22 protein-coding genes are annotated in these 21,450 nt (G+C 37.6%); 7 read left to right on the top strand and 15 right to left on the bottom strand.

Annotation, left to right across the window (positions count from 1 at the left end):
- Window positions 1-8: 8 nt before the first annotated feature.
- On the bottom strand, window positions 9-842 hold the full coding sequence (locus AB3G38_RS22040) for a S1 RNA-binding domain-containing protein (protein WP_367865860.1): 834 nt from the start codon (window positions 840-842) through the stop codon (window positions 9-11).
- Between the two features lie 119 nt (window positions 843-961).
- Between AB3G38_RS22040 and AB3G38_RS22045 the strand changes: the two genes are divergently transcribed.
- From AB3G38_RS22045 to trxA, 3 genes are all read left to right on the top strand, one after another.
- Window positions 962-1,474, top strand: a complete 513-nt coding sequence (locus AB3G38_RS22045) for a DNA-deoxyinosine glycosylase (protein WP_367865861.1) — start codon at window positions 962-964, stop codon at window positions 1,472-1,474.
- 54 nt (window positions 1,475-1,528) lie between these two features.
- A complete protein-coding gene (locus AB3G38_RS22050; protein ID WP_367865862.1) occupies window positions 1,529-2,701 on the top strand; it encodes an MFS transporter in 1,173 nt (390 codons plus the stop codon).
- Between the two features lie 159 nt (window positions 2,702-2,860).
- On the top strand, window positions 2,861-3,157 hold the full coding sequence (gene trxA, locus AB3G38_RS22055; protein ID WP_367865863.1) for a thioredoxin: 297 nt from the start codon (window positions 2,861-2,863) through the stop codon (window positions 3,155-3,157).
- 41 nt (window positions 3,158-3,198) lie between these two features.
- Here trxA and AB3G38_RS22060 read toward each other — a convergent pair whose 3' ends face one another.
- The 9 genes from AB3G38_RS22060 to AB3G38_RS22100 form a co-directional block, all read right to left on the bottom strand.
- Entirely contained in the window at window positions 3,199-4,032 is an 834-nt protein-coding gene (locus tag AB3G38_RS22060) for a hypothetical protein (protein ID WP_367865864.1), read from the bottom strand.
- 1 nt (window position 4,033) lies between these two features.
- On the bottom strand, window positions 4,034-6,574 hold the full coding sequence (locus AB3G38_RS22065) for a TonB-dependent receptor (protein ID WP_367865865.1): 2,541 nt from the start codon (window positions 6,572-6,574) through the stop codon (window positions 4,034-4,036).
- Window positions 6,575-6,614: 40 nt separating this feature from the next.
- Window positions 6,615-7,610 carry a FecR family protein gene (locus AB3G38_RS22070; protein WP_367865866.1) on the bottom strand — a complete coding sequence of 332 codons (996 nt, stop codon included), beginning with the start codon at window positions 7,608-7,610 and terminating at the stop codon, window positions 6,615-6,617.
- Window positions 7,611-7,629: 19 nt separating this feature from the next.
- A complete protein-coding gene (locus tag AB3G38_RS22075; protein WP_367865867.1) occupies window positions 7,630-8,235 on the bottom strand; it encodes an RNA polymerase sigma factor in 606 nt (201 codons plus the stop codon).
- 7 nt (window positions 8,236-8,242) lie between these two features.
- Window positions 8,243-8,725 carry a CHRD domain-containing protein gene (locus tag AB3G38_RS22080; RefSeq protein WP_367865868.1) on the bottom strand — a complete coding sequence of 161 codons (483 nt, stop codon included), beginning with the start codon at window positions 8,723-8,725 and terminating at the stop codon, window positions 8,243-8,245.
- A gap of 49 nt (window positions 8,726-8,774) precedes the next feature.
- Entirely contained in the window at window positions 8,775-9,803 is a 1,029-nt protein-coding gene (locus tag AB3G38_RS22085) for a glycosyl transferase (RefSeq protein WP_367865869.1), read from the bottom strand.
- Window positions 9,796-10,596: a methyltransferase, TIGR04325 family gene (locus AB3G38_RS22090; RefSeq protein WP_367865870.1), complete on the bottom strand. Its 801-nt coding sequence runs from the start codon at window positions 10,594-10,596 to the stop codon at window positions 9,796-9,798. Before AB3G38_RS22090 ends, AB3G38_RS22085 begins: the two co-directional genes overlap by 8 nt.
- Window positions 10,597-10,696: 100 nt before the next feature.
- Window positions 10,697-11,914 (bottom strand): GAF domain-containing sensor histidine kinase, encoded by a 1,218-nt coding sequence (locus AB3G38_RS22095; RefSeq protein WP_367865871.1) that lies wholly within the window; start codon window positions 11,912-11,914, stop codon window positions 10,697-10,699.
- Between the two features lie 10 nt (window positions 11,915-11,924).
- Complete coding sequence (locus AB3G38_RS22100; protein ID WP_367865872.1) at window positions 11,925-13,187, bottom strand: NAD(P)-binding domain-containing protein; 1,263 nt, start codon at window positions 13,185-13,187, stop codon at window positions 11,925-11,927.
- A gap of 251 nt (window positions 13,188-13,438) precedes the next feature.
- Here AB3G38_RS22100 and AB3G38_RS22105 point away from each other — a divergent pair, with 251 nt between their 5' ends.
- On the top strand, window positions 13,439-13,816 hold the full coding sequence (locus tag AB3G38_RS22105; RefSeq protein WP_367865873.1) for a DUF4440 domain-containing protein: 378 nt from the start codon (window positions 13,439-13,441) through the stop codon (window positions 13,814-13,816).
- 92 nt (window positions 13,817-13,908) lie between these two features.
- On the opposite strand, the gene AB3G38_RS22110 is transcribed toward AB3G38_RS22105, so the two are convergent.
- Window positions 13,909-14,700, bottom strand: a complete 792-nt coding sequence (locus AB3G38_RS22110; RefSeq protein ID WP_367865874.1) for a helix-turn-helix transcriptional regulator — start codon at window positions 14,698-14,700, stop codon at window positions 13,909-13,911.
- Window positions 14,701-14,933: 233 nt separating this feature from the next.
- Between AB3G38_RS22110 and AB3G38_RS22115 the strand changes: the two genes are divergently transcribed.
- Window positions 14,934-16,277, top strand: a complete 1,344-nt coding sequence (locus AB3G38_RS22115) for a right-handed parallel beta-helix repeat-containing protein (protein WP_367865875.1) — start codon at window positions 14,934-14,936, stop codon at window positions 16,275-16,277.
- A 45-nt stretch (window positions 16,278-16,322) separates the two neighbouring features.
- On the opposite strand, the gene AB3G38_RS22120 is transcribed toward AB3G38_RS22115, so the two are convergent.
- Both AB3G38_RS22120 and AB3G38_RS22125 read right to left on the bottom strand, forming a co-directional pair.
- The gene (locus tag AB3G38_RS22120; RefSeq protein ID WP_367865876.1) at window positions 16,323-17,258 is read right to left on the bottom strand and encodes a glycosyltransferase family 2 protein; all 936 of its coding nucleotides are present in this window, start codon (window positions 17,256-17,258) and stop codon (window positions 16,323-16,325) included.
- A gap of 29 nt (window positions 17,259-17,287) precedes the next feature.
- On the bottom strand, window positions 17,288-17,929 hold the full coding sequence (locus tag AB3G38_RS22125; protein ID WP_367865877.1) for a YceH family protein: 642 nt from the start codon (window positions 17,927-17,929) through the stop codon (window positions 17,288-17,290).
- Between the two features lie 587 nt (window positions 17,930-18,516).
- Here AB3G38_RS22125 and AB3G38_RS22130 point away from each other — a divergent pair.
- On the top strand, window positions 18,517-18,999 hold the full coding sequence (locus AB3G38_RS22130) for a hypothetical protein (RefSeq protein WP_367865878.1): 483 nt from the start codon (window positions 18,517-18,519) through the stop codon (window positions 18,997-18,999).
- Between the two features lie 123 nt (window positions 19,000-19,122).
- Here the strand turns inward: AB3G38_RS22130 and AB3G38_RS22135 are convergent, their stop codons facing one another.
- Window positions 19,123-19,281, bottom strand: coding sequence for an SDR family NAD(P)-dependent oxidoreductase (locus AB3G38_RS22135; protein ID WP_367865879.1), 159 nt, complete (start codon window positions 19,279-19,281; stop codon window positions 19,123-19,125).
- Window positions 19,282-19,992: 711 nt separating this feature from the next.
- On the opposite strand from AB3G38_RS22135, the gene AB3G38_RS22140 reads away from it, so the two are divergent.
- Window positions 19,993-20,637, top strand: a complete 645-nt coding sequence (locus AB3G38_RS22140) for a DUF6266 family protein (protein WP_367865880.1) — start codon at window positions 19,993-19,995, stop codon at window positions 20,635-20,637.
- A gap of 1 nt (window position 20,638) precedes the next feature.
- On the opposite strand, the gene AB3G38_RS22145 is transcribed toward AB3G38_RS22140, so the two are convergent.
- Window positions 20,639-21,418 carry an SDR family oxidoreductase gene (locus AB3G38_RS22145; RefSeq protein ID WP_367865881.1) on the bottom strand — a complete coding sequence of 260 codons (780 nt, stop codon included), beginning with the start codon at window positions 21,416-21,418 and terminating at the stop codon, window positions 20,639-20,641.
- Window positions 21,419-21,450: the final 32 nt, after the last annotated feature.

The raw sequence follows: 21,450 nt of genomic DNA on the forward strand, positions 1-21,450 counted from the left end.
TTTTAATGTTATTCAGATAATAACCTGATTTCATGATCACCGATGGTAATCAAACGCTCTTTGTAAAGCGCACCAGTTGTTTTCTTGAAAGCTTTCTTGCTGATCTTCAATAGGTCATAAACCTCTTCAGGTGAACTTTTATCACCTAAAGCGATCAGGCCCTGGTTTTCTTCCAGCATTTTGATCAGGACTTCTTTAGTATCCAGAATATGGCCATAACCCATAGGCTGTAAACTCAGGTCAATCTTTCCTTCTACTCTAACCTTTTTAATCCATCCTTTTCTTACTTCTCCAGGATTAAGCTGATCAAATAATTCATTCTGATATAATAAACCTATATACTTATTATCCACAATAGCATTGTAACCTAAATCACTGCGGTCTGCTATTAATAAGCTTACTTCATCACCTTCTTCAAAATTGATTTCTTCTTCTTCCACATAATTCGTTAATCTGGATGAAGCTACCATACGGTCATTGCTATCATCAAGAAAAACATAAACTACATGTTTATCACCCTTAAACATCGGGCGTTTTTGTTCCTTTTCAGGTACATATACATCTTTATCGATACCGATATCCATGAAAACACCATTCTCACCATCTTCAACTACAGTCAGGTAAGCAAAATCGCCTACACAAGCCAGAGGTCTCTGTGTAGTTGCATGAAGTTTTCCATCCTTATGCATGTAAATAAAAACATTGATATTATCTCCAATTTCCGCATCCTTAGGAACGTGGTTGTAGGGCAATAGCGCTTCCTTATCGCCATCAGACAGTATTAGTCCTGATTCTGTCTTGTTTATAATTCTTAACTCGTTGTATTGTCCTATCTGTATCATTGGTATTTCTTAATATTCAATCTGCAAAGGTAGCAATATCAGCAAGAATATGAGAACATCTTTCCGCCCTGTGTGTTATAAATATATCATTAAACGCTAACCACAATTGTAGATAAAGAATGAACGACCCAATTAATCCTCCACTGAAAACTGCCTTTCCACCAATCGTTGATCAAAACTGTAAGGTCCTGTTACTCGGTACTATGCCCGGAGACCGGTCTTTAAGTCTTCAGCAATATTACGGACATGCAGGCAATCATTTCTGGAAACTGATCTATACACTTTTTGAGAAACCAGTTGAGCCGGATTATGAAGCCAGGAAAAAATTTATGCTTGCGCATGGAATTGCCCTGTGGGATGTACTGGAATCCTGTACCTGCGAGGGTAGCCTGGACAGTAATATTAAAAATGAAGTAGTCAATGACTTTGCTGCCTTCTACAAACAATATCCAGCTATTAAGGAGATCTTTTTTGATAGTAAAAAAGCAGAGCAATTTTACCTTAAACATGTGAAAAAGAGTACAGATAAAAACTATCATTTGTTACCCTCTCCAAGCCGTGCAAATGCCTCAAAAACATTTGAACAAAAGCTGGAATTATGGAAAGAGCTTTTGCCTCATGTTAAATTATAAGAAGAAATAATTTAACGATTTAAATATAAACTCCTTCTTATATTTGCACAATAAATGAAGCAGACCATCACCAAAAACAAACACCGGATATTTCTAAGCCTCTTTTTCTTTATGTCCGGCTTCAGTTTTGCGACCTGGGCATCAAGGATTCCGACTATCAAAATGGCCTTTGGCTTTAATGAAGCTGAACTCGGGACAATTTTACTGGCTATGCCTGTTGGCTCTCTGATCGGTTTGCCAATTTCGGGCTGGCTGGTTTCTAAATATAACAGCCGTGTTCCACTTGCCGTTGGTTATGGTTTAAACGCAGTCGCACTGGCGATCATTGGATTTTCTCCAAATACCTTTAGCCTGGTTGTAGCTGTTGTACTGTTTGCTTTTACCACCCGGATTTTCAATATTTCAGTAAATACGCAGGCCATTACCCTGCAAAAACAATTCAGTCAGAAAATTATAGGCTCTTTCCACGGCTTCTGGAGTACTGGTGGAATTGCCGGAGTTGCTTTTTCTACACTATTACTGACATACAATGTTTCACTGCACATGCACTTACTGCTCGTATCGGTCATATGCTTGCTGATCACCTGTTATTCTTATCAGTTTCTACTCAAAGGAGACCGGTCTGAAAAGGGCAACAAAATTATTGTAGGCAAGCCTGACCCTTATATTCTATACCTTGGATTTATTATCTTTTTTGCTGCGATATGCGAAGGAGGGATGTTTGACTGGAGCGGAATTTACTTTCAGGAAGTACTGCATGTAGAAATCTTTACTTACGGCTATTTAATCTTCATGACTTTTATGGCTGCATCAAGATTCTTATCTGATTTGATTATTGCAAGGATTGGAATGCCAGCTACCTTTTTGATGTGTGCAATGCTTGTTGTTTCCGGAATTTCACTCGCTATTATTGTGCCGCAGTTCTGGCCGGCCATGGTCGGCTTTTCAATGGTTGGTTTTGGTACAGCAGCAGTAGTTCCGATGAGTTATGCACTGGCAGGGGCTTCCAGTAAATATTCACCGGGAATGGCTATTTCCATTATTGCCACTTATGCGATTACAGGGATGTTGCTTGGGCCTCCGATTATAGGGTATCTTGCACATGCTTTCGGGCTGAGGATCGCATTTATTATTTTTGGTTTCTGCGGATTAATGCTGATACCGATTTCACAGTTATTCTTCAAATATCAAAAGAAGATGAAAACTATGCCTGAGCATATAGAATAAAACCTGGCGGAAATTAAAAAAAGATTAATCTTAAAAAATATTTAAGATCATATATAATAATATCAAATTATAAGCGTCTATATATTTGAGAGCGTTAATTTAGATGGCGGGGATACTGCGAGAGTGGGATCCCCGCTTCTTTTTTAAACAAAAATCCTTATGGCAAACTTCGCAGAAATTATTAAATCAGATAAACCAGTACTGGTAGATTTTTCTGCCGAATGGTGTGGCCCGTGTAAAATGATGGCGCCAATCCTGCAACAACTTAAAGGCATGCTCGGCGACCGGGCAACTATTTTAAAAGTTGACGTAGATAAAAATCAGGCCGTCTCCAGTAAATATCAAATCCAGGGTGTGCCCACTTTAATCCTTTTTAAAAATGGAGAGATCAAATGGCGTCAGTCGGGGGTAATTCCTGCAACTCAATTACAGGGAATTATAGAAAGACATTTATAGAACTATAAGTTTATGGGACTATAAGAAGACACACACAACACTTACAATTCTTTAGCCTTGTATTTTCTTAAATCGATGTCTGTAACATAGAAATAGCCCTGTGCATTTCCAGATACATTACCTTGCGCATTTACCGGGACACTGGAAAAAAGACCGTTCCAGTCTGTTTCCAGGAAAACATCATAAAGGTATCTCGCATATCCTTTGGACAGAGAGAATTTATAAATGGTAATCACATCCTGGCTCAGTAAATTAAAATCGCGTTTAAGATTGTTCAGCGGATATAAAGAATTAGGGGAACCAAGAAAATGGGTATAATTGTAATGCTGTATCCCATCAAACTTCGAAGGGCTCCATACCGGTATTCCTGTATAATTTATCCACCATTTATTAGGATTAAGGTAGCCAAAAGTATGTTTAGGTATAGTTCCATCATAAGAACCCCTGCTATTTATCTTCACCTTCAATGGTAAAAAGTCATCTACAATATTAATCACTTGTCTTAAGGTATCGACTGCAGTATAAGTCTTTTCATTATAAGTGATGGTCAGCGTATAGGCCTTATCGTAGTTGGGACTATGGTTATTCGTTGCCATGTATAAACCAGGCGTTGCTGTTTCTTTAAATATGATATCCGATTTACTATCATTTACGATGACGACTGCCGTTGAAATTGCTGCCGGCATTACACCAGGATTTAAAGAAGGCTTGCTTAGTTTAATAAACTGGGATCTCGTTAAGGTATTGATTCCTCCTTCCACAGCCAGATCATATTCACGCTTAGGCTGATCAAATGAAATCTTATCCTCTTTTTTACAAGCGCTGAGCAGCGCTGTACAAAAAAACAAAACAAAGAAATAATACCGCTTTTCCATCTTATAATTTAAAACTGTAGGAGACCCATGGAGAAATTCCAAATGCATATTCCAGCGAACTTTTCTGATCAATTGAAGAGTCCGTAGTCAAATGATAATACAATGGATTTTTTCTATTGTATAAATTATATATCCCCACAGAAAGTGTACTGGATAATGCGCTTTTACGGGATAATTTCGTCTGGAAATGATACTGTCCCGAAATATCCATTCTACTGAAATCAGCGAACCTGGAAGTATTTCTGCCCTCATAAATAGGGACATTGATTCCGTCATGCTGATAATAACCAACGGGTAGTGTTAATGGCCTGCCCGTAGCATAAGTAAAAAATGTCTGGATAGAAAACCGGTCATTGAAAAGATAAGATGCGCTCAGTTTAACCTCATGTGGGATGTCATAATTCGCAACAAACCGATTTCCATCATTGATACCCCCGATTGTTCTGAAAGCCCTGGAATAGGTATAAGCCAGGCTGCCCGTAAACTGACCAGTTGTTTTATTGAGCTCCACTTCAACGCCGTAAACATTGGATTTACCTGCTTTAAGCTGATTCCTGATATCAGGATTCTGAATGATCTGTGCGTGACCAGTTAAATCCAGCTGATTAAGTAATTTTTTATAGTATCCACTCAGGGAAAAAAAGAAGCCATCCAGTGAATAATTATATCCGGCTGAAAAGAGATCTGAACGTTGCGGGGCTATAGTCGCAGATGCAGGTACCCAGGGTTCCAGAGAAGAGAATGCCAAAGTACTGTTTTGTACGAGTTGCAGATATTGGAAACTACGGTTATAAGTAATGAAAAGTCGCTTTTTATCATTTAATAAGTAACTCAGGTTAACTCTCGGTTCCGGATTGATAAATGTTTTATAATCATTTTGTTTGACCCTGTTTCCCTGCGGATCAAAAACATCAAGACGTTCTTCAGCATTTTGAAATATTCCCAGGCGCAGGCCATAACTCAACGTAAATGAATGAGCAAAGGAAATTTCCTGATTGTAATAAAAAGCAGATTCCACAGACTTGTCTTTTGCAATATTGAACTCATTGCTTTCTTTATTCTTGGTCTGACCGGGGGTAAATTGATGGTAAGTACTTGAAGCACCGAATTTGATCAGGTTGACCGGGCTGCTGTAAAAAGTATAATCTGCTTTAATAGTAAGATCTCTTACTCCGGTACTCCATTGACTTTTCTGCGACAAGGTATCTGAATTCAGATCGAGCAGATTGCTGTAATTGCTGTAAATTGCAGAAGCATTCATAAACAACCTGGAATTAAAAATATGATTCCATCTTAAAGTAGAGGTTATATTGCCCCAGTCATTACGGAACGAATTTTCTGAAAGCAACCTGTCCTGACCGGCATAAACCGAATAGAACACACTATTGTTCTTATTGATCCTGTAATTTGCCTTGGCATTGAGATCATAATAAATAGAATTCGGATTGAATAATTTAAACTTATTTCTAAAAACATCGAGTAAACTTCTCCTGAACGCTAAAATGAATGATCCCTTATCTTTAACGATAGGGCCCTCTGCGGAAATGCGGGCAGATAACAGGTTGATTCCTCCATTGATATGAAATTCCTTGTTATTACCCTCAGCCATGCGGTTAACGATCACAGAGGAAAGCCTCCCACCAAAATTGGCTGGAATGTAATCTTTATATACCTGTATATTATTGATGGCATCAGGATTAAAAACAGAAACCAGGCCATATAAATGTGAAGGGTTATAAACTACCGCTTCATCCAGTAAGATCAGGTTCTGATCTGAATTGCCGCCCCGGATAAACAAGCCTGAGCTTCCTTCAGAAATCGATTTGATACCGTTCTGCATCTGTAAAGCCTTGATTACATCAGTTTCACCAGCATAATAAGTTTTCATCTCTAAGGCAGCAGGACTGTAATTCTGTTGGTTCTGTAAAATCGGGTTTGGTGTAAGTGTTTGTTTAATCTCTACTTCAGGCAGTGACCTGGTTTGTGCGGATAACTCAGCTTCCAGCTCTGTATTTTCAGTCAGATGAATATTTTTGCGCTCTGTTTCGTAACCCAGGTTAGCAATCAAAACCTCATAAGTTCCCTTTGGAATACTTAGCGAATAAAATCCATACTGATTGGTGACTACGCCCACCTTAAGCTTGGGGATATATAAACTGGCGCCGATTAATTCTTCCCCGTCCTCCCCGTCACGTATATGTCCATGAATGGTATAAATACTGGCCTTTGACCTGGTGATTACAATATTGTTCCCGATCAGGTTAAATGTGAGCTGTGTTCCCTTAAAAACCTTTTTTAAGACTGAAGACATTTTGGCATTGACAAAATGCATTTCAGCGATCTGGTAAGCCCCCAGTAAATCAGACTCATAAGAAAAAGTTACTGCATAATCTGTCTGCAATTTAGCAAGTACACTAACCAGAGAGCCAGCCTTTAAATCAATATTTACAGGACGTTCAAGGATTGTTTTATTTTGAGCACAAAGTCTGCCCGTTTGCAATAAACATACAAAAAGGAGCAATCCAAAAACCTTATTTAACATACATCTTTTACCAGGGAACAGGAGTCGTCTGGAAATTTAGTTATTTTTCCGCTAAAATATAACTTCCTTCTTCATTAATAACCTGACATTGTAAAGTTGCAGCAATAACTTTTAAAGCACTATCTGGTGTTTGGTAGTGCAGATGCGCAGTTAACTTACGGTTTTCCAGTTTATTTCCATCAATGGTAATCGAGTTCTTGTAAACTCTGCTCAGTTGTTTAACAACTTCATTAAGGGGTGTTTCTGTGAATATAAACTCTTTATTTAACCACGATTTATAATTGATGTCCGTATTTTTTTCGGCTGTCAGTTTTCCGGTAGCAGAAGAGTAACGACCTGTTTTTCCGACTGTGAGCAAAATGGATTTTGAAGCTAAAGGCTGTTGTAAAGCAACTTGTCCTTCCTCTACAGTCAGCACAATATCCCGGTTACGTTTTGAAATGTTGAAGCTTGTACCCAGATCTAACGCATGTACATCACCCAGGTCTACCAGGAATGGATATTTAGTCTGATGGATAACTTTAACAAAGATTTCTCCATTTAATAGCTGTACTCTCCTGTTTGTTTTGAAGCTTCCGGCAGCATATTTTATGGTTGCGCCAGCATTAAGCTGTACAGATGTGCCATCAGGCAGCGTGATCATTTTTGCAGTAGCGCTCTGCTCATTGCTAACCACCGTGTAGGTATTCTTGTTGATGAAATAATAGCCTAAAGAAACAACCAGCAGAACAGATGCTGCAATACCATACCAGATTTTAGTATGTGCATTCCTTTCTTTTTGCTTCCAGGAGTATTCCAGGTTATCAATTTTATAGTCCAGACTTTCCCAGGAAGATTCGATCGTATAAGGTTCGGTACTGTATAGTTCATTAATATTTTGCTCCACCTGAACAAATCCCTGATATGTTTTTTCATTCTGGTCACTCGCAGCCCTCCAATTTTCCAGCAGGATTTTGTGCGCCGGACTGATCGTCTCTTCGAGATCATCAAGAATCAGTGAATAAATAAACTGTTCGTTACTTTCAAATGCTTTCATGGTATAATTTATACTGACTCTAATATTTATAAAGTATCAGCAGCAGCAATAATAAATTTTGCTGTTGTTTTTCCAATAGTTCTCTCAATTTTTGAAAACCGTAAGTCAAATGATTTTTAACTGTTTTAACAGATATATTCATTTGTGTTGCGATTTCCTGTTGTTTTAATTTTCCAAAACGGCTCAAATACATTACTTCTCTGCATTTTGGAGGTAAAATAGCCATTGCATCCTCCAGGCTATTGAGTAAAGATTCCTTTTTGGCACGTTGTTCACTTTCAATGTCCGGATCACTTTCCACGATCAGGTAAGCATTTTGCTTTCCATTGTTAATCTTTTCTTTTTTAATAAAGTTCAGAGAAGAGTTAATCACTGCTCTGGACAAATAACTTTTAATAGAATACTGAACTTTAAGCGCTCCGGCCAGTTTCCAGATCGTCAAAAACACATCATGTACAATTTCCTCTGCAACCGGCGCTTGTCCAACGTAACGGTAGGCCAATGCAAACAGTCGTCTGTAATGTTCTTTATACAGTTTTTCAAAGGCCTTCCGATCATGCATTTTCAGTGCTGCGATCAATGCCTGTTCTTCGTCCGGAAGAGAGTAGTTGTGTTCCTCGCTCATCCGATCATTATTTTTGCTTCAAGGTCAGATATCCGGAAATGTCAGGTGAATCAGACACCGTATTCATAGCCACAAACCATAACCCTTTTAACAGGTTCCGTTCTTGCAGCGGATTTAAATTAACCCTGCCGGTAATTTCCAATGCGGAAATTTGTCCGTTGCTCTTGTATATTTCCCTGACCAGTTCTCCAACTGATCCTTTGGTACCGCTTCTCAGCGTAATTATTGTAGGCGCAATTTTTTCAAAATTAAGTGTATAGGTCAATTGCTTAGTACCTTCATCGTATGTCCCTTTTAGAATACCAGTGCCTTCGGAATTGGTATTCGTCCCTTTTTTATTAATTCTGGCTATGATTATATAACTTTTTACTGGCGGATTAATTTTAGTCTCCCCAGTTGATAATTCTTTCTTGCAGGAAACCGTGAATGCAACCGCCAAAATTAAAATCACCCCTAAAACATTGTATAATCTTGATTTTCTAACCTTCATTGCATTTAATACAGGAGGCTAAATTACTAATTATAGCTTAAATGAATTGTTAATTAAATCTAAATGTTCTCCTGCTCAGGAATCCATATTCCAAAGAACGTTTACTATGAAAATTCTTATAATAACCCAGTAGTGTAAATAAGACATATTTTCTGGTATTTAGTTTAATCCAGATATTGTCTTCAGACAGCTCATGTGCGGTTTTTTCGGCGTTAACCTTGTAAATTTCTGCTTCAGCAGCTGAAAGTGCTTTGGTATAAGGTTTATAAATATGCTTTGCCACCTTACGGTCCAGATAATAAGCGGATGAAGATAAACTATAGGCGTTGCCCTTAATATACTGGAAATCGTGAAAATGATAAAAGACAAGATCAAAAGAAGCCTGTGTGTCCAGTTCTTTCCCCTTAATCTGTTTCTCTTTAGTCGTAAATTCATATTGCTGCACATTCCATGGAGCAACTCCGCCTCCGGTATTTTTTAATACATGGATGGTATCAAAACGGGTAGTCCAGTCATCAAGGTATTTCTGATCACCGAATTTGTTGTCTTCAAAACGATTAAAACACCAATCTATACAAGCATCTACCCACCAGTTCAATACTTCCATACCTGCCTGTGTATTTTTAAAAGTCATGAATTGTACACAATAGATGCCGCTTGTTGAGGATTGATCATAACGTGGTGTATATCTGTGTTCGGTAATCAGCACAGATTTTTCACCCATTTCATTGATTAAACAAGCAGGATTACTGAAAAATAACAGATCTGCATCAATATAAGTACAATGATCCAATGCATATTTTTCAATACAATACTTAATGGTCGAGGATGCGCAGGTCCAGCAATATTCCCCTGCGGTACGGTCCGCTTTTATAGCTAACAGCCGATCATTTTCAAAGGTAAATAAGCTGATAATACTTGCATTCTTGAGTGCCATTTTTGTAAGCACATCAAAACAATAGTCATCAAAAGCGAAAATATACAAATGGAAATCCTCCGTTTGCTGTTCCAGTGAATTGTACATTGCAATTCCGCGGGAAAGATAAGTTGTATTAAATAAAGTGCAGAACTTAAGCATACTGTGATTTATTTACGAAGTAAAATCCTTTGTTATAGCCTAGTGGTTGATGATCAATAGTAATTACTGCTTCTCCCTCTACATAAGAAGGGAATTCACAGACAGTCTCATAATCAGCCTTGAAATGGTGCAAAAACCGCTCTTCCTGAAAAAACCAGGAAGGATAAGCCGCTTTGTAAATTTCCGGGGGTACGATTTGCAGGGTTAACCGGTCATGCCTGCCATGATGAAAAGAAGTGCGGTCAAAAATCACAAAATCAAAATCATAAGCGACCAGTTCTTTAAGAAAAAGATGTGGTTCAGGCAGATATTGAACAGAACTTGACAGTAAAATCAAGTCTGCCTGCTGTACGCGCAGACAGGCATCAATAGAGGGATAGAATTTTAAACGCTCATCTTCAAAATGTGCTCTGCCAGCAGTTACATAATGTTCCTGCTCCACTACATTCCAGCTCGCGCAGATGTCTGTTCCGATCAGGTTTTTAGTTTGAAAGTAGGTACTGCCTAATGATCCTCCAAAATCAATAATATGAAGAGGTCTTTGCAGTATGGCGGCACTTCGCATGATGCAGGTCAACAAAGGGAAAGGATGCTCCACTTTATCAAAGACAACTGAATCGCGTTCGTAAACAGCTGTACCATTTTTAACTTGTAATAAGGCATCCTTGGTTTTTTCCAGTATGCTTACTTCGCTGTAGCCACCGACAGAATCGGTCAAATCTTTCCAGTTGGAGTAATTTCCGAACCAGCCGTAAGATGATTTTTTAGAATTAGAGGAGAATAATTTGAACATTATAAGTTTTGCATAAACGATTTTTCATAGGCATGACAACCGGTTATGTAAAAAGTCCTATAAGGAATTCAAAATTATTTTTTTTTATTTTAAGGAGGTGCTAATGATGGGGTTGTACCAAAGTAATTTCAAAGGTAGTTCCGCTTCCTATCCCCGAATGGATATTGAAATTTCCATGTAAGCTATTCACCAGGTGTTTAACCAGTGAGAGCCCGAAGCCATAGCCTTTTTCTCCGACAGTACCATTTGTTGTCGCGGTTTTTCCTTCCATAATACAGTTGATTGTATTTTCATCCATGCCCACACCCGAATCTTCAACTTTAATCTTTAATTTATACTGACCAGCATCTACTTCAAGATCAAGATTTACCGTTACGGTGCCATCTTGCCGGGTAAACTTCATCGCGTTGGAAATAAGGTTTCCTGTAATCTGGAGCAGCTTATTTTTGATGAAAGGTATAAGTTCGTTTTTCTCGTTGATATGAATCTGAAAATTGATGTTTTTATTTTTCGACTGCGGCAAATACAGACGTTCCAGCTTATCTTTAAATACCAGCAGGTTAAACTCGTCATTCTTTAAAGCGGACGTTTTTCCTTCAGTCAGAATCTCATCGGCAAGTTCAAGGACAGATCTGCCACTTTTATGGATCATGCTGATAAACTCTAACACCTCGTTCAGCTTATTTTTGTTGCCCTGTTCGGCAATAATTGCTGCCAGACCGACAATACCGGCAATAGGCCCCCTGATATCGTGTGCTACTTTTTTCTGGGTCTCTTTGACCTCATTTAATTTAGATTTAAGACTATCGATAGTTTTTAAGGCTTTTAATCTGTTGACCACTTCATCGGCTACAATTTTTAAAAGCTCAATCTTTTCAGGGCTTTGTGCGTGCAGTCTTTGATCCATTACACAGAGTGAGCCAATATGAGATCCATCAGAAGTCGTTAAAGGAACACCAAAATAATAACGCAGATTAGGTGGCCCGCTCACCGCAGGAAATTCCTTAAAACGATCGTCAGCCGACATATCAGGAACTTCAAAATATTCCTCTTTGGAGGATATAGATATGGTATATTGACAGACAGTCTCATCTCTTGGATTTTGAACGATGTCATCAAGCCCATAACTGGAATAGGTCCACTGTGTAAAAGTATCAATTAAATTGACCAGGGATATTTCTGTTCCGGCAATCTTTGCTGCTAAGTGCGCCAGGTCTTTGAAATTGTTCTCCATATTAGAGTAATCAATGTCAAATTCTGCCAGACTTATTATACGTTCCTGTTCATTTTCAGGTATAGGATTCTGAAAAACCTTCATATAATATTGTTTATGAATTTCTGTTTAACCTGCCGATTAATTCTGCACTTTGTAATCTCCCTTGTTCCAATCTGTCATTAAAAAAGTTTTTAGTCTGATCGAAGTGTTGTTTATAGCCATTGATATCTCCATAACCAATAATTGAGGACCATTCTCTTACTGAAGAATGAAATTCAAGATCATCGGCCCGGATTTGTTTGTCATAAATGGCAGCAACAATAGATTCTTCCAATAACTCTTCGTTTCTGAACAGATACTCTACAATTCCCAGGCGCAGGCGAAAGGGGGGAGTCTGACAAATCAAATTATCATATGGATTGATTTTCAGGTGGTACCAGGCATCGGCCATACTCAGTAAACTTAAATGTGAATTTGGTGTATGTGGTGCTCCGGTTCCTGACAGCGAAAATTCCTTCATGATCTGGTTATCCAGTAAAAGGAATTGTTTGTCATCAGGAAACAGAAAATTCTTAACTTCTTTAATCCGTTGGCGGAATTCGCTCTCTTTCTCCATAATCATGAGCTTGAAAAGCTCTGATTCGGATTGTGCATAACGTTTGATCTGGTGACGTGCATACGGGTTCATGATCGCCAAACCTGCATAGATGTGAGATTTGTAGCTGAAAATCCGCAACATCGTTAAAATCTTTACATTATCTATTCCACCCAGGTAGGATGGATTCTCCCATGGAAAAAATCCCGCTTCTTTCCAGGCTGTTCCCATACTTTCAAAACCCATGTGTGTAACTGCTTGTGTATCGGCTACAATTTTATCGTGTTCATGGTAATCTTTCATCTCTACGATATCAGAACCTAAAACCGCAAGCAGATCCATCATTCGGGTATAAGCATCCGCATCACAACGGTGCGGAATCACAATTAAAGTTTGTCCTTTGGGATCAAAGCCAGGACCGTGTAACGAATGGCAGGTAATGATATTGACGTCCTTCGGTAAATATTTCTCAAAAGCGGCGATCTCCGGATGTTTTACAGAAGTCTGGCCGGCAACAATAGCACCATATTTGGTAGAAGCGCCATAAAGTGCAACTACTTCTGCTATTTTCTCGGCTTCCACCGCATAAAATATCACGTCGCATTTGCGGGATACTGCATTTCCGTCGATTAATATTTCTATGCCTAAAGGAGATAATTCCTCCTCCAGCTTTTCTCTGAAAACCGGGAGGTCTGCACCGCAAACCTGATGCCCTGCTTTAGCAAAATGTTTTGCATAAAGTTTGCCCATGTCTCCCAGGCCAATAATTCCTATGTCCATTTCTATATTATAATATGGCAAATAAGCGAAATTCTATTGGAAATAGCGTGATTATTACCATTTTTATCCTAACGATCACGGTAATAATTATTTGTAAAGTAGTTTATTTAGGTAATCATTTATATTTGTACTTTATTTAAAAAATAATCGTGCGTGTATTTCTTTATAGTATCCTTTGACAGGATTATTCGTAAAGGGAACCATGCACCGCATCTGCTGCCGGGGGTGACAACATTGATTAGAATATATTCATGACAGATCAAAAACAAAACGAAATTAACAGCATCAAAGCTTCCCGTGAAAATTCAAATGCGGCTATTCTTATAGGAGATGCAGCAGGTGTTGCCCAGTATTGGATGGATGATATTATTGTTATTTCTGGTGAAGGTGGTCAGTATGCAGGAAAAAAACTGCTGTTGAAAGTTTTTACAGAAATGTTCCAGGAAGACCGGCCTGTTTTTGAACGGATACCTTCGTTGATTACAATCGGGGATAGTGGTGTGCTGGCATGGGAAACAGGAGAGTGGAATTATAAAACAGAAAAGTTCAGAGGTAATTACTCGGCCATGTGGCGGAAAATTAAAGGAAAGTGGCTCACGCAGTCCGAACTTTTTGTTTCGCTGGATTAGAGGAAGTAATGTGATTTTTTTTAATTAGTAGTTTATAATACGCTTTTACTAATTCCATCAATTCATGGTTTTACTGTTATTACGATTGGGAATTATCTGGATATGGAAACGTTTACTATATTAAATATTTGTTGAACGTCTTTAAGCTCTATCTTGAAATCTGCGTAGATTGCCTTATCAGGATTTAGAGAGTGGCATGTTATTATACCTTTCTCCACATCATGATCAATAATTCTTTTAATTACTATTCCATCATTTTTAGTTACAATTACATAATCCTTATAGCGGTGTGTATGGAATTTTGATCGCCAATAGTCCTGTACGATTTCACGGCCGGTGGCAATACTTCCATCAGGAATGCTTTCTTTTGTATTATCATCCATGCTGTCACCAACTATTTCAAAAGCTCTGTAATTTCCCTTATGCTGTTTCTGAACAATGATTGAATGTTTGGGTAGCTCTTCAATATAAATGGGGTCGGCGAAACCAGAAAGATACCCAGCATAAGCATATTCACTTACTAATGGCATGATCATTAAATACTGTCCATCAGATAAGTTTATAAATGGTGTTTCTCCTTGCTCGATAGGATAAGGCAAATTGTCAATAATTTTAGCGTTTACCAGATGATTATCTGATGATTCATTAAGCTTATTATGCTGTAAATTATTAAGAATCTGGGTATTGTATATACCGAATACTTCGGCTTCAGTTGTGTTAAAGGTTAATATTATTTTATTTACAGTTTCCCTGGACATATTCTCGCTATCGAAATAATCATAGATAGCAGATCTGGAAATACCTAGTAATGTTGCAGCCTTAGTTTTGGCTATTTTATGAGAAACTAAAAATTCCCTGAATTTTTCTCCCTGATAATCAGACATATATTAAATTTTGTAAGGTTTGACGCTACATTTTTATTAAAATGTGTAGTTTATCACTACATTTGTAAGGCGAAAGGCTACTGTTGTGTTCAGTGTTGCGCTGCAAATGTAATGATTGATTTTACAGAATAGAAATATAATAGAGATAATTAGCGATAATATATTGTAAGGTTGTCCTGCTTAGAAATAAGCGGGGTTTCCTGCGTGCCAGGCTAAACAACTGGTTTAAAAATATGCAAGTAAATTCAATTACAGATTTGATCAACACTATCGACCCGGCCTTAAATAAGTTTAACAATGTTTTGGGCTATTATTCTCCCGGAGATAACGGAGGTGGTGATTTCTGCTGGGATAGTTCCTGTACAGAAGTTGTAAATAATGGAACTATACTGGGTTCTGTTTTTACGACATCAGGGAGATGGAAAAGAGTAATCAGTGATGAAACCAATGTAAAATGGTTTGGAGCCAGAGGTAACGGGAGCAATGATTCAGTACATTTTAAGAATGCAATTAGTACAGGGAAAAATATATATGTTCCAGAAGGCATTTATTGTGTATCCGGGCTGGTTTTAAACTGGAATCAGGTTATTTATGGGCAAAGTACTTTGTCTGAACTTCACGCTGTTGAGACTGATAAACCGCTGTTAACAATCACTCGTTTTGGTGGAGCAAGCCAACTCACTTTATATTCTTCCTATTATGTTTCAGATATAAATTTTTGTGCAATTAAGGTCTTAAATGAAGGATATAATGTAACCTGCGAAAAATTGAGGATTGTTGGTGGCTTTACCAATGCAATTAATTGCTCTGACTCAAGTAATGTTAATATCAGTAATAATTTCATCAGTGGAATGGTGGGGCCGCAAATATTTATTAGTTATGGAACGCATAATATCATTGAGAATAATAAAATGGAAAAATGCAGGGGCACTTCATTTATCAAATTAATAAACGCTGCTTCTGTTACTATAAAACATAATTATATTGGTGGTGGAGATACCGATAGGCCAGGGGCTCAGGGAATTTATGCCGAAACTTTACTTCCGGCAGATCCAAATTATAAAGAAGGACAACCCTTTTATCATTATACCTACCTCGTTATCGATTCTAATGATATTGACAACATTGGCGGACAGGCTGTTGCAATAAAAAGTTATTTTTCAGTGAAAATTAAGGGAAATTGGTTTTCAGCGGGCAGAACTGATGGAGTGAGCTCTGTCTTATTAAATGATTGCAAACGCATTGATATATCTGGTAATGATATCTATACAAGTGGGTACATGGGACTGCAAATTACAGATTGTGAAATTGGTTCAATTACAAATAACCAAATAGAAATGAGTAAAGATACAGGGGTGTTTTTGCTGCGCTCAAGCCTGTTTTCAATTACTGGTAATCAAATTGGTAATTTAACCGGACTGGAAGAGGGCTATGGAAGTATGATGAAAGTTGGGGTGTCAGAAAATCAAGGGGACAACAATATAATTTCTAATAATATCTTCAGAGCGGTTGAAGTAACTGACTTATACCATGAAGGCCCTCATAATGTTGTAAATAATAATATTTTTATCAAATAACTTTAAAAAAGATATGAATAGGATCTTATTAAATCATGATCCTATTTATGTCCTTTGAAAGCGACGGTTGACCGATGTTTTCAGTTGTTTAAAAAGTCTTGATGCTATACCTTTAGGACGTACAGGACTATTAACCGATAAGTTTCTCATGAAATCTGCAAATATATGATAAGCCTCCTGATCAGCAATAACTTCAGTTTCTACGGATAATGGAGTCAAAGATAGGGTTACATCATAACTATTACTGTGCCCGCAATGCGTTCCACTGGCATCATGGCCAATGTTTTTTACCAAAGACCGGCCCGGATAAAGTGTTAATTTCTCTGAAAGAAAAGCAGAAGCATACCACCTGATATCCCAATGTTTAGTATGGCCAATTGCCTGTTGTTCCAATGCTTTGAAATAAGGGTAGGTATCCTCGAAATCGAATTCTTTCTGTAGTCCCTGTGTGCTGATTTTTTCTAATAATTCAGCCCCGTCATGTTCAAATAAATCCCAAGCCCTTTTCCAGGTTGCCCATCCCCAGCAATCGGCACCTTTGATAAAGAAAACTTCTTTTAGTTTTTGCTGAACAGGATAGACATATCCATGTATAGAAGCAACTTCATCTTGATTTTCATAAAAATCCAGTGCCTCATTCATAAACTTTAAAAACCAGGGCGAGGTAACCAGGTCATCCTCGAGTACTATAGCTTTACCATGTATACTGATCACCTCAGTAACTCCCAGGATAATATTGTCATCAACTCCCAGATTAGTTTCACGTAAACAAATATGAACACTTTTAAAACCGGTTATGGTGGTCAGAAAGCTTCTGAGCTCATTGACTGCTTGCAAAGCATCCACATTTTTTGCAGCATCTGCATAGATATACAATTCACTTTCTGCTGACAATAGATTTTCCTTTAAGGCTGCTATAACCTGCTGTGTATGTGATAAGCGGTTGTAGACAAAAAGGATGATGGGGGCTGTAGTGGTCATTGTATTTTTTTACGAATGTAGAAAAATTACTATTGACTCATTAATAAGTTCAGCATTTCCTTAACTTCTTCCAGTTCCTGTTCCAGCTTAATGACTCTGTTTTCCAGATCAGGAGAAGATTGCTGACTGATTTCCGGCTCAGGAATTTCTTCTTCCTCTGCTTCTCCTCCAAACAAATGTTTATATCTCGCTTCTTTTTGCCCTGGTTTTTTAGGGAGTTGTTTTACATAAACAGGTTCTTCCTGTGCTAATTTATGCAGGATCTCCTGAACTTCTTCAATAGTTTCAAATTCATATAGTCTTGCTGCATTCGTATTGATCTCACCAGGAGTTAATGGCCCGCGTAAGAGCAATAAACAAATTACTGCCAGTTCTGCAGGAATCAGCGGATATACAATAGCAAGATTATGTTTGTATTTTGTGCTTCTGCTGCTACCACCCATAGCTGTGCTGCTTAAACCTTTGATTTTTAAAGTATTTAAGGTGAGGGTAACGGTTTCTTCCTCATAATTTACAATAGGGTTCCTTGATGTTTTCTGATTACAGGCAGTGGTTAATGCAGAAATAGTCATAGGATAATAGTCTGGTGTAGTTCTGCTTTTTTCCAGTAATACACCTAAGACACGCTGTTCTGCGGCATTTAATACAATTAAAGGCTGATTATTTTCCATGTAATAAATATAGATGAAGCTGTTAATATTTGACACAAAAACTTTCGAAATATATCATTTCAAAAAGACATAAGTCTCCGATTATATTGCTAAATCATTTTTATATCAAAAAATATTTAGATTATTTATCATTTTTATAAAAAAGTTATATCTTTATTTTCAATCAGGTTTAAAACGCGCTATGGTTTTAATTCGCTCTCAAATGTTTGAATTATTCCTCATGTTTTTCATTTGAACTCTATTCGGTCAGCAATAGATAAATTTTAAAAATATGCAGTTCAATAACTGCGAAAGAAATAGGCTTCGGCTTATAAATAGGTAGTTAATAAAAAAAATGCTGATGGATGTCAGCATTTTTCTTTGTTACCTGTTTCATCAAATTGTAGCGTTATTCCACAGTGGTTTTCTGAAGTTTAATATTTAATATATTGATTTTCAATATTTTAATTTGTGTGCCAGTTTTTGGCATTATTATGTAACTATACTATTCAGATTAAATAACTGAATTATACATTAACAAACAGTAGCGAAATATAAATTTTACCAGAATTGAAAATTTCGAATACTTTAACACAAATCTTAAAATTATGAAAAATATCATTTTAACAGCAGCAGCATTATTAGCAGTAACAGGTATATCTACATTAAAAGCATCAGAAACTAAAGCTCCATTAGCAATTACCTTGAGAATGGACAGTGCAGCTACTCTAAAAATGGACAGCGCAGCTACTATGAGAATGGATAGTGTGGCTGCTATGAAAACAGATAGTGCAGCTACCATGAAAACGGACAGTGCAGCTACTCTAAAAATGGACAGTTTAGCTACTATGAAAACTGATAGTGCTATGAAAGTAAAACAAGATAGTTCACAAAAAGTACCTGTGAAACTAGAAGAGCTTCCGGCACCTGTAACTACGACTTTAAAAGCAGATGCTTACAAAGACTGGAAACCAACAACAGCGTTTTTAGTAACAGCGGCAGATAAATCACAATTCTACCAGATTGATGTAACTAAAGGTACTGAAAAAGCCTTCATCAAAATTAACAAAGATGGTGTAGTTGTTCAATAAATAATATTACAATACGTTTTAATATCATAATGGGAGCCGGATTTTATCCGGCTCTTTTTTGTGTAAAAGATTTTAATTTCAATCTCTGTAAGGCGGGCAGTTTTCCTGAGCGTATCAGGTATCCTATAACTGATAGGCTTGTTCGATGCTTTGGGAAAGCAACTGAAGCTCAGTTTCATTGCGCGCAACCAGCAGTAAATAGTAGCCTGAACCGGCCAATGAATTTGCTATAGCTTTTCCTATTCCTTTACTGGCACCAGTTATTAAAGCGTATTTATTCATAAATGAAATCTGTAATCGGGCGTAAATAAGATTTTTTTTGCAATTGACAGTTTATCCACATTAACTGTTGATAAGCTGTTAGTTACGTCATGTTTATTGTGGATAGGTTTTGGGGATAAGATTTAAAATCAGTTTTTGCAGCTGAAAAATATCTTTTTGCTTGTCAGAATGGTACTTATTCACAATAATTGTTGATAAGTGTGTTAAGTAATTGATATTCAGATCTGTTTTTATGTGTATAAACATTTGGGATCTGGTGAAATTGAAGTTGAATTCCAGAAAATAGGTTGAATTTTAAACTTAATGTGTCATTGAAATCCGGATAAGACATTAACGTGGCCTCGTCGTATATAACAGGTGTTTAAAAGGTGTTAAATAGTGCCTTGAAATGACCTTGGGATGAGGTTGGGATGAGGTTGGAATGACCTTGCAATGACCACAGTCATTCCAACCTCATTCCAACGACATTTTAAGGTCTTTAGAATGGATAAGCAGACTACTGTTTAACTATAACTGAAACGGTTCTTAAACAGGTATAAGCATCATTATTTTACTTTTCTAATCAGTTAACATAAATAAATATGTATTAATTGAATTTTTTATGTAACTTGTTTTTGTTCTGTATTTATTTAATAGTTTATTAATTGTTAAAATATACGGTAAAACCCCTTTGATTAATATTCACAGCATTTTTCACCTTAATAAAAAGTTATGGCTATTGTTACAAACAGTTATTTAGGAACATTCACCGGAAGAATAGGAAATATGGTTATTTATCCTCTTGCAGGACAGATCGTTGCCAGAACTATAGGTAAATCCTATAAAAAACCCACAAATAATCAGCTGAATTCAAGGATGGCGCTTAAAAAGATGAATGTTTTTTTACAGGACATCAAGGGGTTTCTCAAAGTCGGTTTTGAATTAGAAGCTAAAGGCACGACAGCTAATGCATTCAATCACGCGCTTAAATATAACCGAAAACACGTTACAGGTACATTCCCGGACATCGCAATTGATTATGCAAAAATACTGGTCACCAAAGGAAAGATGCCCATTGTAGAGAAGGCAAAGGCCAGTCTCCTGACCGACAGACTTAAAGTGAGCTGGGATACTCAGGTCATTAACGGGAAAACACATCAGGATGACCAGGTATTGCTATTGGCCTATTTTCCGGGGGAGAACGGGAAGACCCGTATTTTTACCACCTCGGTCAGAAGATCAGCGGGTACTTATAAGTTCAACCTGAACAGGAGTGCTAGAATGCGCAACGCACATTTGTATCTATCCTTTGTCTCAGATGATTATAAAAGTATTTCTGACAGTGTTTATCTTGGAGAGGTTTCCTGGGATAAATAGGCTAAATAGCTGGAGTTCTTCCCCCGTCTACTGGAATACTAACTCCTGTAACGTAGGAAGCTGCCGGTGAAGCCAGGAAAGCAATTACATTTCCGATTTCCTCTGGCTGGCCAATTCTTTTCATAGGAATGGAATTGGTTAGCTGTTTTTCCACATCATTTCTGTTGCCTTCCTCAGAAAGACTATCCAGTAGTTTTGTATACCGCGTGGTCTGCGTTAAACCTGGCAATACGTTGTTCACTGTAATATTATATTCTCCCACTTCATTTGATAAGGTTTTTGCCCACCCGGCTACAGCAGCTCTGATTGTATTGGATACACCAAGATTTGGAAGTGGTGTTTTTACTGACGTGGAGATAATGTTGATGATCCGCCCATAGCCTGCCGCTTTCATTCCGGGCAGAACCGCCTGAACCAATAGATGATTACAAACCAGGTGCTGACTGAAAGCTTGTTCAAATTCATTGGTTAATGCAGTTGTAACCGGACCTGGTTTTGGGCCTCCACTGTTATTGACCAAAATTTCTACCTGGTCCAATGCAACGATTTTCTGGATTGCAGTACTGACAGTCGCCGGGTCAGAGAAATCTGCAACGGCATAGGAATGTTGCTGTCCTTCGGTTAATGGCAGCTCATTTAAAGCATTGATTAATGATTCCTCATTTCTTGCGATCAAAATACAGTTTGCACCTGAACGGGCAAGAATAATGGCTGTAGCCAATCCAATACCTTGTGTGCTTCCACAAATTACTGCGGTTTTATTTGAAAGGGATACATTCATCGTCATCGGTCTTTAAATTAAAATAGGGCTGC

Origin of the sequence: Pedobacter sp. WC2423, from assembly GCF_040822065.1 — a bacterium.
Lineage (GTDB): Bacteria > Bacteroidota > Bacteroidia > Sphingobacteriales > Sphingobacteriaceae > Pedobacter.

Coding starts and splice junctions, on each gene's coding strand:
- AB3G38_RS22085 (WP_367865869.1), bottom strand. CDS start 9,803: ATGCTTAAGTTCTGCACTTTATTTAATACAACTTATCTTTCCCGCGGA.
- AB3G38_RS22110 (WP_367865874.1), bottom strand. CDS start 14,700: ATGTCTGATTATCAGGGAGAAAAATTCAGGGAATTTTTAGTTTCTCAT.
- AB3G38_RS22060 (WP_367865864.1), bottom strand. CDS start 4,032: ATGGAAAAGCGGTATTATTTCTTTGTTTTGTTTTTTTGTACAGCGCTG.
- trxA (WP_367865863.1), top strand. CDS start 2,861: ATGGCAAACTTCGCAGAAATTATTAAATCAGATAAACCAGTACTGGTA.
- AB3G38_RS22135 (WP_367865879.1), bottom strand. CDS start 19,281: ATGAATAAATACGCTTTAATAACTGGTGCCAGTAAAGGAATAGGAAAA.
- AB3G38_RS22125 (WP_367865877.1), bottom strand. CDS start 17,929: ATGGAAAATAATCAGCCTTTAATTGTATTAAATGCCGCAGAACAGCGT.
- AB3G38_RS22050 (WP_367865862.1), top strand. CDS start 1,529: ATGAAGCAGACCATCACCAAAAACAAACACCGGATATTTCTAAGCCTC.
- AB3G38_RS22100 (WP_367865872.1), bottom strand. CDS start 13,187: ATGGACATAGGAATTATTGGCCTGGGAGACATGGGCAAACTTTATGCA.
- AB3G38_RS22040 (WP_367865860.1), bottom strand. CDS start 842: ATGATACAGATAGGACAATACAACGAGTTAAGAATTATAAACAAGACA.
- AB3G38_RS22140 (WP_367865880.1), top strand. CDS start 19,993: ATGGCTATTGTTACAAACAGTTATTTAGGAACATTCACCGGAAGAATA.
- AB3G38_RS22105 (WP_367865873.1), top strand. CDS start 13,439: ATGACAGATCAAAAACAAAACGAAATTAACAGCATCAAAGCTTCCCGT.
- AB3G38_RS22115 (WP_367865875.1), top strand. CDS start 14,934: ATGCAAGTAAATTCAATTACAGATTTGATCAACACTATCGACCCGGCC.
- AB3G38_RS22120 (WP_367865876.1), bottom strand. CDS start 17,258: ATGACCACTACAGCCCCCATCATCCTTTTTGTCTACAACCGCTTATCA.
- AB3G38_RS22065 (WP_367865865.1), bottom strand. CDS start 6,574: ATGTTAAATAAGGTTTTTGGATTGCTCCTTTTTGTATGTTTATTGCAA.
- AB3G38_RS22070 (WP_367865866.1), bottom strand. CDS start 7,610: ATGAAAGCATTTGAAAGTAACGAACAGTTTATTTATTCACTGATTCTT.
- AB3G38_RS22080 (WP_367865868.1), bottom strand. CDS start 8,725: ATGAAGGTTAGAAAATCAAGATTATACAATGTTTTAGGGGTGATTTTA.
- AB3G38_RS22075 (WP_367865867.1), bottom strand. CDS start 8,235: ATGAGCGAGGAACACAACTACTCTCTTCCGGACGAAGAACAGGCATTG.
- AB3G38_RS22045 (WP_367865861.1), top strand. CDS start 962: ATGAACGACCCAATTAATCCTCCACTGAAAACTGCCTTTCCACCAATC.
- AB3G38_RS22145 (WP_367865881.1), bottom strand. CDS start 21,418: ATGAATGTATCCCTTTCAAATAAAACCGCAGTAATTTGTGGAAGCACA.
- AB3G38_RS22095 (WP_367865871.1), bottom strand. CDS start 11,914: ATGAAGGTTTTTCAGAATCCTATACCTGAAAATGAACAGGAACGTATA.
- AB3G38_RS22130 (WP_367865878.1), top strand. CDS start 18,517: ATGAAAAATATCATTTTAACAGCAGCAGCATTATTAGCAGTAACAGGT.
- AB3G38_RS22090 (WP_367865870.1), bottom strand. CDS start 10,596: ATGTTCAAATTATTCTCCTCTAATTCTAAAAAATCATCTTACGGCTGG.